This window comes from Mycoplana ramosa (assembly GCF_041930185.1).
GTDB lineage: Bacteria > Pseudomonadota > Alphaproteobacteria > Rhizobiales > Rhizobiaceae > Mycoplana > Mycoplana ramosa.
Map to the genome: position 1 here is coordinate 387,166 of NZ_JBHEEW010000001.1, position 14,469 is coordinate 401,634.

The following is a 14,469-nucleotide window of genomic DNA, read 5'->3' on the forward strand; positions in this document are numbered from 1 at the left end:
ACCGGAGGACAACATGCTGACCCTGCACTACGCACCGCGCACCTGCGCACTCGCCTCACTCATCGCGCTCGAGGAAAGCGGGCTTGGGTTCGAGGTGAAGAAGGTGGACCTCGCCGGCGGTGCGCAACGCTCGCCCGAATATCTGGCGATCAATCCCAAGGGGCGGGTGCCTGTGCTCGTCGCCGATCGCGGCACCCTGACCGAGACGCCGGCGATCCTCGCCTATATCGCCCAGGTGACACCGCGCGGCAGGCTCGCGCCGCTCGACGACGCCTTCGCCTTCGCCCGCATGCAGGGCTTCAATTCTTATCTCTGCTCCACCGTTCACGTCGCGCATGCCCATGGCCGTCGCGGCAGCCGCTGGTCGGACGACGCGGCGGCGATCGAGACGATGAAGGCGAAGGTGCCGGAGAACATGGCCGAGTGCTTCCGCCTGATCGAGGAGACGATGTTCACCGGCCCATGGGTGATGGGCAGCGCCTATTCGGTCGCCGATGCCTATCTGTTCACGATCGGCGGCTGGCTGAAGGGTGACGGGGTCGATCCGGCCCGCTTTCCCAGAGTGGCGGAGCACCGCGCCCGCATGCTGCAGCGCCCGGCGGTCCAGCGCGCCCTCGCTCGGGAAGAGGCCTGAGGGCGGCCTTCAACCCGGGCGGCACGGCACGGCGTTGCCGTCATGACGACCACTGTCCGGAAAGCTCCGAAACGGCAGGTCGGCGCGCTGGCGCTCGTCCATCGCCTCGATCTGCGGATGCTTGAGCGGGTCGCGGATCCACTCGGCCGGATCGCCGTTGTCGGCGGAGAGCAGGGCGGCGACCCGCCGGCTGCGGCTAAAGAAATACTTGAGCATCGTTTCGCTCCTGCAGGTTCCCGGGCCATCGGTTGTGGCGGCAGATCAGGTCTTGGGAGGATTGATCCGGCGAAAGGATCGCTGTTCGCGCGGTCGATTTCAATTGAGGAGTTCAGGGCCATCATATAGAAAATCTATATGAAGAACTTGAACAGCACCCATCTGAACGGGCTGCGCGCGATCGAGGCGGTCGGGCGTCTCGGCTCGCTGCAGGCAGCGGCGGATGAACTCGGCGTCACCGTCGGCGCGGTGAGCCAGCAGGTGATCAAGGCCGAGGGCCAGCTTGGACGGACTGTCTTCGACCGCACAACGCGCGGCATGGTCCCGACCGCGTTCGGCGAATCCTTCCTGAAGAAGCTGAACGCGGGATTTCGCGAACTGTCGGAGGCGGTCGGCAGCGCCAGACACCGCGACGATGCTATCCTCGTCATTTCCGTGGCGCCGATCTTCGCCTCGCGCTGGCTGATCCACCGCATCCATCACTTCAGCGCCGCCCATCCCGAGATCAGCCTGCGCATCGAATCGACGACGGCACTGGTGGATCTGTCCGGCTCCGACGTGGACCTCGCCATTCGCATCGGACCGGGAAACTGGCCGGGGGTGAAGGCGGAGTTCGTCCTGCCGCAGGAGATGTTTCCGGTCTGCACGCCGGCATTGGCCGAGCGGCTGCGCACGCCCGAAGACCTGGTCGACATGCCGGCGGTGATCGACGCCAACGATCCGTTCACCTGGGACGTGTGGCTGAAGGCGGCCGGGCTGGAGCAGCCGGCGCCGAAGACGCGTCACGTGTTCAGCGACGCCTCGCTCTGCCTCGATGCGGCCCTGGCGGGGCAGGGGGTGCTGCTCGCCTGGCCGGTCCTGGCGTCCTGGGCGTTGAAGGAGGGCAGGCTGGTGGCGCCCTTCGACATCCGCGTCAGGACGGGGATGGGCTATTACTTCGTCACGGCCCCGGATATCCGGGAGCCGCGCAAGGTCACCCTGTTCAAGGCGTGGATGAGGCAGGCGATCTCCGAAAGCGTCGGTGAGAACGCGGACTGGGCGTCTATTCCGGTTCCTTGAGACGCGCCTCGAACATGGTCTTGAAGGCCGGGCGCGCCTGGCAGGCTGCAAGCCAGGCCTTCACGTTCGCGGCGACGTCGAACAGCTCCTTCTGGCTCATTGTATAGCGGAACACCTCGGCGAGGTTGAGGTCGGCGACGGTGAAGCGGTCGCCGACGACATGGCCGGTTGCGGCAAGTCGTTTGTCGAGCAGCGCAAACGCCTTCCTCAGCGCCTTGGTGGCGGCGCGAATCGTCAGCCGGCCCTGTTCGCTTTCGGCGGCGCTCTTGTCCAGCAGGATGATCTTGACGGCGTGCGGTTCCACTTCGGTCGCCGCCCACATCGTCCATTGCAGCATCTCCGCCTCTTCGGTGACGGTCCGGCCTGAGAGCGGGCCGCCGTGCTTGCGGGCGAGATAGAGGTTGATCGCCAAGGATTCCTTCATGACGAAGCCGCCGTCGTCGATGCAGGGGATCAAACCGGTCGGATTGACCGCCAGGAACTCCGGCGAGAGCGTGTTGAGCGGCGCATCGGCGGCGGTCGGATCATCGAGCCGGTACCCCTGAATCACCGGGACCGAGACGAAGGGAATCCCGAGTTCGCCGGCCATCCAGTAGTTGCGCGAGGCGCGCGAGCGATAGACGCCGTAGATCGTGAGCATGTGCGATTCTCCCTGGTTTGTGCGGCTCAGCTTAGGGGGTCGCATCGCAAGGTGACAGGTTGCGGGCGTGATCGTTCGATGAAATGTCGTGATGGCTCACGCCGGACGGCAACGCATAATGCCGCATTGACCGCCGCGCGGAAGAAGCGATATTGGGGGCAACCGCAATCGGGCGGGCGAGGCAAGCCATGAACCTGAAGGGCAGCAAAACGGCCGTTCTTGTGCGCATGCTCTGCATGCTCGCGCTGGTGTTTCTGTCCTTCGCCCACAAACCGGTTGTGGCGGCGTCGCTGTCGCCGTCCGAACTGGCGGCCATAACGCTGCCGGACGGCACCATTGCCGACCTGTGCATCAACGGCGGCGTCGAGCATGGCAAGCCCAAGCAGGGCCTGGGTCCGGGCTGTGAAGCCTGCCGCATCAGTGCCGCCATCCTCCTCCCGAGCCCGAGCGACATCGCCGGACGGATGATCGCCTTCCGCGTTGTCGGCGACCGCCCACTTGTCGAAGCGGTGTTCACCGGCCAGCGCTACGAGCCGGGCGCGCCGCCCACGGCTCCACCCCACCTGTCGATCTGATCGCGAACCATACGCATGCGCAATGCGCATGCGGTCCGCAGTTCACTTCGACGGAATTCCGCATGACCAAGTCATCCGACGCACCGGCAACGGCCGCTGCGGGTATCCCCGCCTTCTCCCGGCAGCGTCAGGCGCCGAATGGGCTCCTCGGGCTCGTCGGATGCGCGATCCATGTCGACCGGGTTCTCGCGAAAAGTGTGTCTGATGTTGCGCTTGCACAAGCTCCGTCGAGCGGAAAGATGCTCGACTATCGGCGAGCATCAGGGCTGCGAACAACGCCTGTTCAACAAGTTCGGCCCCGTGGCGAGACGCCCGCGCCGTCCAATATCACCCAACGAAAGGGAATTGACATGAAACTCCTTCCTAAGCTCGTCGCAGCCGCGATGCTGTTTGCCGTCCCCGCCTTCGGTGCGTTTGCGCATGACTACAAGGTGGGCAACCTCGAGATCCATCATCCGGCGTCGCGGGCGACGCTGGCCGGCCAGCCGGTCGGCGGCGGGTTCATGACGATCACCAATCACGGCCAGGAAGCCGACCGGCTTGTCTCCATCACTTCGCCGGTTTCCGACGATGTGCAGATCCATGAAATGGCGGTGGAGAACGACGTGATGAAGATGCGCCAGCTGAAGGACGGCATCGAGATTCCGGCCGGCGCCAAGGTCGAGCTGAAGCCCGGCGGGCTGCATGTGATGTTCATGGCGATCAAGCAGCCCTTCAAGGAGGGCGAGACGGTTGCCGCCACGCTCAATTTCGAGAAGGCCGGCCCGCTTGCGGTCGAATTCAAGGTCGGACCGTCCAAGGCCAAGGAAGAGCAGCAGCACGGCCACACGGAAGGCGAAGCTCACAAGATGTGAGGCAGGGCAGAGATGGGGAAGGCACGCAGAGGGCCTTCCCCATCCGCCCCATCGCCCCTCCGGCGTTCGGGCAACGGAGGGGCGAGCGTCGCGGCCGCCATGCATGCGGTGGCGGCCGTTTGCAAGTTGACCGCGGACGCGTCGCAGGTGCGCGTGCCGCGGGAGCGCCTGTCCGCCTTATCCCGTACGGTTGCGCTCGATCGTGATATGGGCGAACCGCTCCGGCTCGTCCGAAAGTTCTCCGGTGGTCCGCTCGTTCCAGCGGTAGCCGGCGATGGCGCCCTGCGGCGTCTCCTCGAAGATGTTGCCCGAAATCAGCGCCGAACCGGCGCCTTCGACGACGGTCACCGCACAGCCGACCGGGGTGCCGCGCACGAGGTTTCCGTTGACGACGAGCCCGCGCATAAACGGCCCCCAGCCGAGCATCAGGCCGTATTTCGGTGCGTTCTCGACCGTATTGCCGCTGACGACGGTGTCCGCCTCCACCGCGATGCCGAAGCCGAAGCCCGCGCCGTCGTGCACGTAGGGCCCTTCGAGGCGGAGATTGCGCACCACGTTGCCGGTCACCGCGGCAAGCCTGCCGCCTTCGTTGAAGTTGACGATCAGAATGCCGTTGGCCGCCCCGTCGATCAGGTTGCCGTTGACGATCGCGCCCTGGAAGCCGAACTCCGAATAGATCGCCGTCTCCCCGCAGTCGAGGCATGTGTTGCCGGCGATCTGCACGTTCGATCCGGCGTTTGCGCGGATGGCGGAGAAGGCGCAGTCGGAGAGGTGGTTGTTCGTCACCATCACGCCGTCGGCGCGGAAGATGTTGATGCAGTTGCCATACTCGCCGGTGCCGCCCTTCGCCGCCGCGATCCGTGCGATGCGGTTGCCCGAAACCATCGTACCGTCCGGTCCCTGGGTCCAGCGATGCACGAGGATACCGCCGTTGGCGCACTCGACGACGGTGTTGGCCGAAATCGAAAGGCCGCTGCTCTCGATCGCGTAGACGGCGAAGTCCGCGGCACCGGAAATGCGGTTCCGCTCGATGCGCCCGCCGCAGCGCTCGAGATACAGCGCGGACTTGGCCGAGCCCTTGATCTCGCAGTTGTCGATCCGCACCTCGCGCGCGCCGCCGAGGTGAACCAGGCCCTGCACCGTGTCGTCGAGCCAGCGGTTGCCGCCGTCGATGACGAGGTTTTCGAGAACGACGCTGTTGAGGTCCTGCCCGGCGAACAGATGGCCGCCGCCGCCATAGAGGATGCGGGTTGCGCCCGGAACACCGGTTAGCCGGGTGTTGGCGGGCAGCTCGATGTTGGAAACGTGGTAGTCACCGGGTGGCAGGAAGACCGGCAGGTTCTTCGCCGCCGCCTCGCGCAGCAGTTTTGCAAACGCCTTGCTCTTGCGGTCGTCGCCGCCCGGCCGCACGCCATGCGCGGACGCGTCGATCGCGCCGCGCAGGTCGACGTTCAGGACCGGCGTGCCGGCGCCCAGCGCCGGCCCGGCGGCCGCGCCCAGGCCGATGGATGCGAGAAATAACCGTCTGCTAACCATGTCTGCTCCTCGCAGACAGGGATGCAGGAAGCGTGCCACGGGAATTCGTGCCGAAACGGCACAGTTTGCGGCCTCCGGCGGCGCGGCGGCGCGTGCTGCCAAGGCCGTGTCGGCACATCGAACGGAATTGGGACAGGTGGTTTCCGCTACCCGCCTATGTCTCGGTATCGGGAGCTCTCGTCCGGTCGCCGCCTGGCGCTAGCAGCGCCAGCCAGTTCAGTCAGCAAGAGGAATTGCCGCCGAGCCGTCCTGACTGCTCAAGTCCGCCGCCAGTAGTGCATCTCCATCATCTTCTCCCAGCTGCCGTCGTTCTTGTGCACCAGGGCGGTCAGCGTGCGATGCCGGTCGTCGATGAAGGTGATGATATCCTGGTAGGGCACCCGCTTGCCTTCGGTCTTGAAGTCGGGTCCCTCGCTGTGGAGCGTCAGCAGGTTTCCGGTCGGCTCGAGCACGCCGTCATAGTGCCAGAGATAGTTCATCATCGAGCCGATCCAGGTGCCGATGTAGCGGTCACGCGCCGGATCGTAGCCGAGCGTCATCAGCGTTTCGCCCTCCTGGCCGTCCGGCATCAGGCCACGGCCTTCGCACAAGACCCAGTAACCGCCGAGCGGGCGCACGTGTTCGGTCCAGGTGCTGTTCTTGGGCGGCGCGGCGATCGCATCGGCAGAACAGTCCCAGTCGCCGAGGAGACGGTGCAACCAATGATGCTGTGTGGTTATATCTGTCTGCATGGGTCACCCTCCAATGAGTGCCTGTCCGTGCCCGCCGCCGGGTCGGTCGCAACTTCCTACGAAGTTAGGAAGGATTGGGCCGTTTCAAGTGGTCGCCTGCTGGCGATGCCCGGATGCGGCTGGCGCAGGGGCGGGGAGCGCCCTGCCGCCATGATGCAAGGACTTGAGGGGGCGATGCGGAGGCATTGCAGGCGGGCAATATTCCTCAAGCGGCTCCGATCGAATTTCGACACGCTCTGGCAGCCGGCGCAAATGTTCCTATCTTGTCAGGCATGAAGCCAGACCGTCTGCTCTATCCTGCGCCCGCCGGCCTCTATTGTCCGGCCGGCGATTTTTATGTCGATCCGGTGCGTCCGGTTCAGCGGGCGCTGATCACGCACGGCCATTCCGACCACGCCCGGGCCGGTCATGGGGCGGTGCTGGCGACGCGCGAAACGCTCGACATCATGGCCATTCGCCATGGTCCGGACTTCTGCGGCGCGGCGCAGCCGGCGGCCTATGGCGAAACAATCGATCTTGGCGGGGCTGGGGTTTCCTTTCACCCGGCCGGGCACGTGCTCGGCTCGGCGCAGATCGCGATCGCCGTCAACGGCACCCGCTTTTGCGTCTCCGGCGACTACAAGCGCGGCGCCGATCCGACCTGCGCTCCCTATGAGCCGGTCGCCTGCGACGTCTTCATCACCGAGGCGACGTTCGGCCTGCCGGTGTTCCATCATCCGGATCCGAAGGGCGAAATCGACAAGCTTTTCACCTCGCTGAAACAGTTCCCCGAGCGCACCCACCTCGTCGGCGCCTATTCGCTCGGAAAGGCGCAGCGGGTGATCCGGCTGCTACGCGACTGCGGCTACGACAAGCCGATCTACATCCACGGCTCGCTCGCAAGGCTCTGCGACTATTATGTCAGCCGTGGCGTCGATCTTGGTGATCTGCGCCCGGCGACGCTGGAGAAGGACGATCCGACCGATCTGTCCGGGGCGATCGTCGTCGGCCCGCCGTCCGCCTTTGCCGAGCGCTGGGCGCGCCGGTTCAACGAGCCGCTCGTCGCCTTTGCCTCCGGCTGGATGATGGTGCGCCAGCGCGCCAAACAGGGCGGTGTCGAGCTGCCGCTGGTCATTTCCGACCATTGCGACTGGCCGGAGCTGACGGAGACGATCCGGGAGCTTTCGCCCGCCGAGGTCTGGGTGACGCACGGCCGCGAGGAGGCGCTGGTGCGCTGGTGCGAGTTGAACGGCTTCCCGGCCCGGCCGTTGCACCTCGTCGGCTACGAGGACGAGGGGGATTGATGGATATCGGCCAGCCTTGCCCCTCATCCGCCTGCCGGCACCTTCTCCCCGCCTGCGGGGAGAAGGAAGAGCGCCGCAGCGCTTGCGCCTCAATGGTGACAATCAGGACAACGACCGCCGCGCTTTCCGTAGTTGGCGATGTGGCGCGAAGCACGTCCCCTCTCCCCGCCTGCGGGGAGAGGGTTAGGGTGAGGGGCTATGGCGATGGTGCCTTTGGAGGGAGCGTCCGCCGATGAAAGCCTTCGCCGACCTCCTCGACCGTCTCGTGCTGACGCCCTCGCGCAACGGCAAGCTGAAGCTGCTGGCCGACTATTTCCGCAACACGCCAGACCCCGACCGCGGCTACGGCCTGGCCGCGATCGCCGGCACGCTGGAGCTGAAGAGCGTCAAGCCGGCGATGCTGCGCGAGCTCGTGCTGGAGCGGATGGACGAGGTTCTGTTTCGCTACTCCTACGACTATGTCGGCGATCTCGCCGAGACGATCTCGCTCGTCTGGGATCAGGAGCGAAAGGAGCGGATCGACGACGAGCACCAGCCCCGGCTCGGCGCGGTCGTGGCGCGGATGAACGCGCTCGGCCGCACCGAGGCCCGCTCCGTCGTGCGCGACCTGCTCGACCGGCTCGACCCTTCCGCCCGCTTCGCCTTCATCAAGCTCGTCACCGGCGGCTTGCGCATCGGTGTCTCGGCCCGGCTCGCCAAGCAGGCACTGGCGGACTTTTCCGGCAAGGAGATAACCGAGATCGAGACGCTCTGGCACGGTCTGCAGCCGCCGTATGAGCCGCTGTTCTCCTGGCTGGAAGGACGCGCCGAGCGCCCGGTGCTGGCGACGCCTGCGATCTTCCATTCGGTGATGCTGGCCAACCCGGTCGGCGAAGGCGATCTCGACAGTCTCGATCCGGCCGATTTCGCCGCCGAGTGGAAATGGGACGGCATCCGCGTGCAGCTTTCGGCAACGGGAGCGACGCGCCGGCTCTATTCCCGCTCCGGCGACGACATTTCTGCAGCCTTCCCCGACATCGTCGAGGCGATGACGTTTGAGGGGGTGATCGACGGCGAACTGCTGGTCGGCGGGACGATGCGGTCGAACAGCCCGACACGGACCTTCTCCGACCTGCAGCAGCGGCTGAACCGCAAGACCGTGAATGCACGGATGCTGGAGGACTATCCCGCCTTCGTCCGCGCCTACGATGTTCTGTTCGCCGGCGAGACGGATGTCCGTCCTGAGAATTTCGCCACCCGCCGGGCGCGGCTGGAAGACCTGATCGGCACGGCGCCGCACGACCGCTTTGACCTGTCGCCGCTCGTGCCGTTCGCGGGCTGGGACGAACTCGACCGCCTTCGCACTGCACCGCCGGAGCCGGTGATCGAGGGCGTGATGCTCAAGCGGCTCGACAGTTCCTACCAGGCCGGCCGCCTGAAGGGGCCGTGGTTCAAGTGGAAGCGCGATCCCTACAACGTCGACGCCGTGCTGATGTATGCGCAGCGCGGCCACGGCAAGCGGTCGAGCTACTATTCCGACTTCACCTTCGGCGTCTGGGCGAGGGGGGCGGAGGACACCGACATGCTGGTGCCGGTCGGCAAGGCCTATTTCGGCTTCACCGATGCCGAACTTGAGGTGCTGGACCGGTTCGTGCGCAACAACACCGTCGATCGTTTCGGCCCGGTTCGCGCCGTGCGCGCCGAGCCGGATTTCGGCTTCGTGATCGAGGTCGCCTTCGAAGGGATCAATCGCTCGACCCGCCACAAGTCCGGGGTCGCCATGCGGTTTCCCCGGATCGCCCGCCTGCGCGACGACAAGCTGCCGCGCGACGCCGACCGGCTGGAGACGCTGATGGCGCTGGTGGAGGCGAGCGAAGGGATGGCGCCGTAATCACAGGTTGCTTCCCGTTCCTGCCCGAATTGTGAAAGAAAGTGATCGTGGCAAGCCACGCGCCAGCCGGCGATGCCACACTTGCGGCACGGTGACGACCTTATCTTGCAGGCAGAGGTAGGTGCGTGTCCGGTTGCTGCTTGCGTTTCTCGGTTTCACGGATTGCGTCGCTAGATCATGACCCCAGAATTTCTTCTCTCCCGCCGCCGGTTGTTGCGGTTTTCCGGTCTGGCGGCGGCCACGGCACTTGCGGGCTGCACGTCATCGATGAACACCGACCGCTTCCGTTGGCAGACCGAGCCGGTCTACCGCAACCCGGCGCTCGAGGGCGTGCCGGGCCCCTATCTCGAAGGCCGCGATCCCGACCAGGGGCCTTACGACGAGGCAATGCTGCCGACCGGCATACCGGATCTGGACCCGAGATATGCCGGGATCTATGCCGCGCGCATCGATGGCGGCTTCACCATTCCGCAGGTTCCCTATCAAAAGATCGATGCCCGTTATCTGCGCCACGAGGTGGAGGATCCCTTCGGCGAGGCACCCGGCACGATCATCGTCGACACGGCGAATCGCTATCTCTATCTGACCCAGCCGGGCGGTCGCGCCATCCGCTATGGCGTCGGCATCGGTCGCGAGGGTTTCGCCTGGTCCGGCCGCGGCGTCATCCAGTGGAAGCAGGCCTGGCCGCGCTGGACCCCGCCGGATACGATGGTGGCGCGCCAGCCCGAACTCCACCCCTATTCCGCCCGCAACGGCGGCATGTCGCCGGGCCTGTCGAACCCGCTCGGTGCGCGCGCCCTCTACATCTTCCAGAACGGCCAGGACACGCTCTACCGGCTGCACGGTACGCCGGAATGGAAGTCGATCGGCCGCGCCGCGTCCTCGGGCTGCGTCCGTCTGTTGAACCAGGACGTGATCGACCTCTATGATCGCGTTCCGAACCGGTCTCCGATCATCGTGATCTGAGCTTTCCAGCGGCGGATCGGCTTCCTCGCTGGATGCGTCAGTCCTCTTCACGAGGATGCTGCTGGCTTCCTGTTTCCTTTTTTGCGTCGGGGTGATCCGCGTCGCCGCTTGTGGCTGCGTTCGCGGTTGCGCGCGGTATGGTGCTTGCTTCCGGTCGCGTCTTGCCAGAGCGGCGGTAGCACCAGATACTGCCGGCACAATCGAATTGGGCGCTATTTGTTTTCATCCGAAGAAGGAGAACTGACATGCCGATTCTCTACACCACCCGGGCATCCGCCACCGGCGGCCGTGCCGGCCATGGCGCTTCCGAAGACGGCGTGCTCGATGTCACGCTGACCGTGCCGAAGGAACTCGGCGGCGATGGCGCCCGCGGCACCAATCCCGAGCAACTCTTCGCCACCGGCTATTCCGCCTGCTACCTCGGCGCGCTGAAGTTCGTCGCCGGCAAGGAGAAGGTCAAGATCCCGGACGAGGCGAAGGTGACGGCGACCGTTGGCATCGGCCCGCGCGAGGACGGCGGCGGGTTTGGCATCGAGGCGGCTCTCGAGGTCTCCGTTCCCGGCGTCGACAAGGCGATCGTCGAGGACCTCGCCAGAAAGGCCCATGTCGTCTGCCCCTACAGCCACGCCACCCGCGGCAACCTGAACGTCAAGACGACGGTCGTCTGATCGACTGATCCGGCCGCGAGCCGCCGCTTCGGCTCGCGGCGTCTTTGCCGAACGTCCTTTCCTTTGAAATCATCCATGCTATATTTTTCCAAGGAAAGGAGATTGCCATGTTCGCTCGCGAGGTCATGCAGGCTTCCGCTCCGGCTAGGGAAGCGGCGGTGATCACCAAGGCGGCGGTGCGCGCCGCCGAGCGGCTCGGGCTTTCCGCCCGCATGCTGGCTGGCGTGCTCGGTCTTTCCGAGGCCAGCGTGTCGCGCATGCGCAGGGGGGATTTTGCGTTGGAGCGCGGCAGCAAGCCGTTCGAGCTCGCGGTCCTTCTCGTCCGTCTGTTTCGGTCGCTCGATGCGATCACCGGCGGCGACGAGACGGTCGCGCAGACCTGGATGGCCACCGACAATCGCGCTCTCGGCGGTCGTCCCGTTGAGCGTATCACCTCCATTTCCGGCCTGACCGATGTCCTTGCCTATCTGGACGCCCGACGCGCTCTCGTCTGAGGCGCGCGCCTTCGCCAGGCCGGTCTGGCGGCTGGTGGAGGCGCAGCATCGCGTCTCGACGCTGAAGCTCGTCGATTCGCTGGAGGAACAAACGCTGCTCGAGGGGCTGCTCGAGGAAAGCAAGCCCGTGCTGCCGCCTGAGTGTGAAGGCCTCGACTACTTGCTGGCGACGCCCTTTCGCTACGGGGCGATCTATCCGCATGGCTCGCGGTTTCGCCGGGCCGGGCGCACGAAGGGCGTCTTCTATGCCGCCGAAGCGGTGACGACCGCTCTCGCCGAAATGGCGTTCTACCGGCTGTTGTTCTACGCAGAATCGCCTGAAACGCCATTTCCCGCGAATGCCGCCGACTATACCGCGTTTGCGGCGGCGGTCAGCACCAGGGCGGCCCTCGACCTGACGATCCCGCCGCTTGTGCGGGATCAACCGCACTGGAGCGATCCGACCGACTATGCCGCCTGCCAGGCGCTCGCCGAGGCCGCCCGGCTCGCACAGATCGACGCGATCCGATACCGCTCGGTGCGCGATCCCGACGGCGGCGCAAATGTCGCGCTCCTTTCGGCCCACGCCTTTGCCGAGCCGAAGCCGCTGGAGCGCCAGACCTGGCGCATCCGGCTTTCGCCCCACGGCGTGCAGGCGATCTGCGACTTTCCCAATGTGCGGATCGAATTCTCGCGCGCCCAGTTCGGCAACGATCCGCGTCTCGAACGCCCCGGTTGAAGGTGGATCGGTAGCCAAGCCCCGGTCGCTCCGCCCTTTTCCGCAGCGCGCATAGAACGTCCTTATCGCAGCAGGAAACGGACAGACCAGCGCCGGGGGATGAGAATCGAGGCGGCGGTGACGAGGGCGGCGACGGTGAAGGGCGCCCATAGGGCCGAGCTCGCGGCGTATTGCTGCAGCGTGGCGCCGGCAACCGCGCCGGCCAGCATACCGCACCACGGCACGAGCTGGACGAACCACTGGCTGCTGCGCCCGCCCAGAATCCAGCGCCCGAGACCGCGGCCGAAGCGCGACAGGCCGCCGGTGACATAGGTGAGGCCGATCGGCAGTCCTTCAATCTGCTCGACGGCCGCGTTGATCGTTCCCATGGCGAAAATCAAGAGCAGGAACCGGGCCTCGCGGAAATCAGGAACGGCGGCGGATCCCGCAAGCAGCAGGGTGACGCACAGAAGCACCCCTTGCGATCTGAAGCGGCTGGCGATGATCACCCCGACCCCGTTGCCAAGCACGAAGGCAGTGAGCCCTGCAAACAGCAGGAGCGCTCTGGCAGTGTCGCCTTGCCCGATCGCGACGGCGGCGCGGGTGGTGTTGCCGCTCATGAACGAGACGAACTCGCCGACGGCCATCAGCCCGATCGCGTCGGTCATGCCGGCGAGAAACGAGATGGCCGCGACGAGCGCGAGCCCGACAGAACTTCGTTGGCGCCGGATCAGGCGCCGTCGCCGCGCGACGGTCATGCGGGAATCGGTCCGGTTTTTTAGTTTACCCGAACTAACCAGAGCCAACGGGTCGTTGCAAGTCGTCGGCCGCTACTTGGTCGCCGGCGGCCTCTGCGTCGCAACGATGGGTTCCGGCAGCCTGCCGGCCTTGCGCGCAGTCGCCTGGCGCCTAGCCCATCTTGCCGCCCGTCTCTGTTGTCGGGCCGATAATGGCCGTTACCTCCGTCACCCTGTCGGCCGGAAAGCCGCCGAGCCTGGCGTGCTCGCGAATGACATCGGCACTCTCCGCCTCGTGCACGCAGTAGAATTTGTCACCGGCGACGTAGCTCGTAATCCACTTGTAGGGTTTGGAGAGATCCCGCACCGCCTTGTTCGAGGTGGCGGAGATGTTGCACAGCTGGTCTGAGGTCAGCTTGTCCGCACCGGGTATCTCTCGTTCGATGATGAAGGTAGGCATGCTACGACCTCCTCTCGGTTCGATGAAGAACAACAACGCTCCTCATCGCCCCGCGAGTCAACCGCCTCGCACCGGCCTCTTCGGCGGCGAGGAGAATGGAGGTCCAAGACCGGTCCCTGGCGGAAGACAGGCTCAGTCAAACGGGCAAGGCCAGTCCGACGGCGCGGTGAAGCCGGGAGGCAGCTTGGTCTGGGCGTCGCCGCAGGCGAGATCGACCTGTTCCTGTTCCAGGCCCGTCGAGGTCGACAGGTCCAGTCCCTCGATCCGTGTGAGGAACAGAAAGGCGTGCGAGAAATCGAGCCCGCCGTCGAACGAGGCCTTGCTCAGGTCGGCGCGGGAGAGGTTGGCATAGGGGAACCGCGCGCCGGTCAGGACCGCCCCGGTAAAGTCGGCACGTCCCAACTCGGCCTTCTCGAAATTCGCCCCGGTGAGAACCGCACCCTTGAAACTGGCGCGCTGCAACTCCGCCGAAGCAAAGGTCGCGCCTGGCGCCGAAACCCGGTCGAACCCCGTGCGAAACCCCTCGATGCGGTTGAAATTGGTCTTCTCCGCGGTGGCGCCGGTCAACCACGCCCGTGCCAGGGCCGCCTTCTCCAGATTGGCCGCGCTCATGTTCGTCCGGCTGAGGTCGGTGAGCATCAGATCGGCACCCGAAAGATTGGCGCCCTGAAAATCCGCCCCTTGCAGCATGATCGCCCTCTTGGTGCATTCGCTCCAATCAATGCCGGGGCGGGGCGTAGCGGAGCAGTCGGCGGCGCGTGCCCCGGCCGGCGTCAGGGTCGCAAGCGCCAGGGCGATGCCCAGGCGGTGGCCGAAAGCGCCCCGCAAGACCTTTCCTGTTGCGCTTCCATACGGTCCGTACATTACAGTCGCTCCGATTGCGCACCAAAGCGCGTCGCAGTCGTGGATATCCGATCGCCGCGGCTTCCGCTTTTCGCCTGTTTTGTCCTCCGGCTTCTGCTTCCGGGAGACGTGGCAATGCATTTCCGACGGCCCAGAACCACTGTAGCCATAGCGCGTTGCAAAATTAAAGCGGAGTCTTTCGCGAA

The 14,469-nt window shown here is 65.7% G+C and carries 17 protein-coding genes; 10 read left to right on the forward strand and 7 right to left on the reverse strand.

The window, feature by feature from the left end; all coding sequences use genetic code 11:
* The first annotated feature begins 13 nt into the window (after window positions 1-13).
* The gene (locus tag JNC62_RS01765) at window positions 14-634 is read left to right on the forward strand and encodes a glutathione S-transferase family protein (protein WP_374835358.1); all 621 of its coding nucleotides are present in this window, start codon (window positions 14-16) and stop codon (window positions 632-634) included.
* A gap of 9 nt (window positions 635-643) precedes the next feature.
* On the opposite strand, the gene JNC62_RS01770 is transcribed toward JNC62_RS01765, so the two are convergent.
* Complete coding sequence (locus JNC62_RS01770; protein ID WP_374835360.1) at window positions 644-850, reverse strand: hypothetical protein; 207 nt, start codon at window positions 848-850, stop codon at window positions 644-646.
* A gap of 138 nt (window positions 851-988) precedes the next feature.
* On the opposite strand from JNC62_RS01770, the gene JNC62_RS01775 reads away from it, so the two are divergent.
* Window positions 989-1,909 carry a LysR substrate-binding domain-containing protein gene (locus tag JNC62_RS01775; protein WP_374835361.1) on the forward strand — a complete coding sequence of 307 codons (921 nt, stop codon included), beginning with the start codon at window positions 989-991 and terminating at the stop codon, window positions 1,907-1,909.
* Here the strand turns inward: JNC62_RS01775 and JNC62_RS01780 are convergent.
* Window positions 1,893-2,549 carry a glutathione S-transferase family protein gene (locus JNC62_RS01780; protein WP_374835363.1) on the reverse strand — a complete coding sequence of 219 codons (657 nt, stop codon included), beginning with the start codon at window positions 2,547-2,549 and terminating at the stop codon, window positions 1,893-1,895. The genes JNC62_RS01775 and JNC62_RS01780 overlap by 17 nt on opposite strands.
* Window positions 2,550-2,737: 188 nt before the next feature.
* Between JNC62_RS01780 and JNC62_RS01785 the strand changes: the two genes are divergently transcribed.
* Together JNC62_RS01785 and JNC62_RS01790 are read left to right on the forward strand one after the other, a co-directional pair.
* Window positions 2,738-3,124 (forward strand): hypothetical protein, encoded by a 387-nt coding sequence (locus tag JNC62_RS01785; RefSeq protein WP_374835365.1) that lies wholly within the window; start codon window positions 2,738-2,740, stop codon window positions 3,122-3,124.
* A 350-nt stretch (window positions 3,125-3,474) separates the two neighbouring features.
* Window positions 3,475-3,978: a copper chaperone PCu(A)C gene (locus tag JNC62_RS01790; RefSeq protein ID WP_374835367.1), complete on the forward strand. Its 504-nt coding sequence runs from the start codon at window positions 3,475-3,477 to the stop codon at window positions 3,976-3,978.
* 177 nt (window positions 3,979-4,155) lie between these two features.
* Here the strand turns inward: JNC62_RS01790 and JNC62_RS01795 are convergent, their stop codons facing one another.
* Window positions 4,156-5,514: a TIGR03808 family TAT-translocated repetitive protein gene (locus tag JNC62_RS01795; protein ID WP_374835369.1), complete on the reverse strand. Its 1,359-nt coding sequence runs from the start codon at window positions 5,512-5,514 to the stop codon at window positions 4,156-4,158.
* 257 nt (window positions 5,515-5,771) lie between these two features.
* Window positions 5,772-6,245, reverse strand: a complete 474-nt coding sequence (locus JNC62_RS01800) for a DUF1579 domain-containing protein (protein ID WP_374835371.1) — start codon at window positions 6,243-6,245, stop codon at window positions 5,772-5,774.
* A 272-nt stretch (window positions 6,246-6,517) separates the two neighbouring features.
* On the opposite strand from JNC62_RS01800, the gene JNC62_RS01805 reads away from it, so the two are divergent.
* The 6 genes from JNC62_RS01805 to JNC62_RS01830 all read left to right on the forward strand — a co-directional run bounded on the left by JNC62_RS01805 (window position 6,518) and on the right by JNC62_RS01830 (window position 12,244).
* A complete protein-coding gene (locus JNC62_RS01805; protein ID WP_374835373.1) occupies window positions 6,518-7,528 on the forward strand; it encodes a ligase-associated DNA damage response exonuclease in 1,011 nt (336 codons plus the stop codon).
* A gap of 232 nt (window positions 7,529-7,760) precedes the next feature.
* Window positions 7,761-9,398 carry a cisplatin damage response ATP-dependent DNA ligase gene (locus tag JNC62_RS01810; protein WP_374835375.1) on the forward strand — a complete coding sequence of 546 codons (1,638 nt, stop codon included), beginning with the start codon at window positions 7,761-7,763 and terminating at the stop codon, window positions 9,396-9,398.
* Window positions 9,399-9,575: 177 nt separating this feature from the next.
* A complete protein-coding gene (locus JNC62_RS01815; RefSeq protein WP_374835377.1) occupies window positions 9,576-10,364 on the forward strand; it encodes a L,D-transpeptidase in 789 nt (262 codons plus the stop codon).
* A gap of 245 nt (window positions 10,365-10,609) precedes the next feature.
* Complete coding sequence (locus JNC62_RS01820; protein ID WP_374835379.1) at window positions 10,610-11,032, forward strand: organic hydroperoxide resistance protein; 423 nt, start codon at window positions 10,610-10,612, stop codon at window positions 11,030-11,032.
* A 107-nt stretch (window positions 11,033-11,139) separates the two neighbouring features.
* The gene (locus JNC62_RS01825; RefSeq protein ID WP_374835380.1) at window positions 11,140-11,526 is read left to right on the forward strand and encodes an antitoxin Xre/MbcA/ParS toxin-binding domain-containing protein; all 387 of its coding nucleotides are present in this window, start codon (window positions 11,140-11,142) and stop codon (window positions 11,524-11,526) included.
* Entirely contained in the window at window positions 11,486-12,244 is a 759-nt protein-coding gene (locus JNC62_RS01830; RefSeq protein ID WP_374835382.1) for an RES family NAD+ phosphorylase, read from the forward strand. The genes JNC62_RS01825 and JNC62_RS01830 overlap by 41 nt, the downstream gene beginning before the upstream one ends.
* 62 nt (window positions 12,245-12,306) lie before the next feature.
* On the opposite strand, the gene JNC62_RS01835 is transcribed toward JNC62_RS01830, so the two are convergent.
* From JNC62_RS01835 to JNC62_RS01845, 3 genes are all read right to left on the reverse strand, one after another.
* On the reverse strand, window positions 12,307-12,981 hold the full coding sequence (locus tag JNC62_RS01835; protein WP_374835383.1) for a YoaK family protein: 675 nt from the start codon (window positions 12,979-12,981) through the stop codon (window positions 12,307-12,309).
* Between the two features lie 151 nt (window positions 12,982-13,132).
* Window positions 13,133-13,420 (reverse strand): DUF4242 domain-containing protein, encoded by a 288-nt coding sequence (locus JNC62_RS01840; RefSeq protein ID WP_374835385.1) that lies wholly within the window; start codon window positions 13,418-13,420, stop codon window positions 13,133-13,135.
* A gap of 132 nt (window positions 13,421-13,552) precedes the next feature.
* Entirely contained in the window at window positions 13,553-14,284 is a 732-nt protein-coding gene (locus tag JNC62_RS01845; RefSeq protein ID WP_374835387.1) for a pentapeptide repeat-containing protein, read from the reverse strand.
* Between the last annotated feature and the right edge of the window lie 185 nt (window positions 14,285-14,469).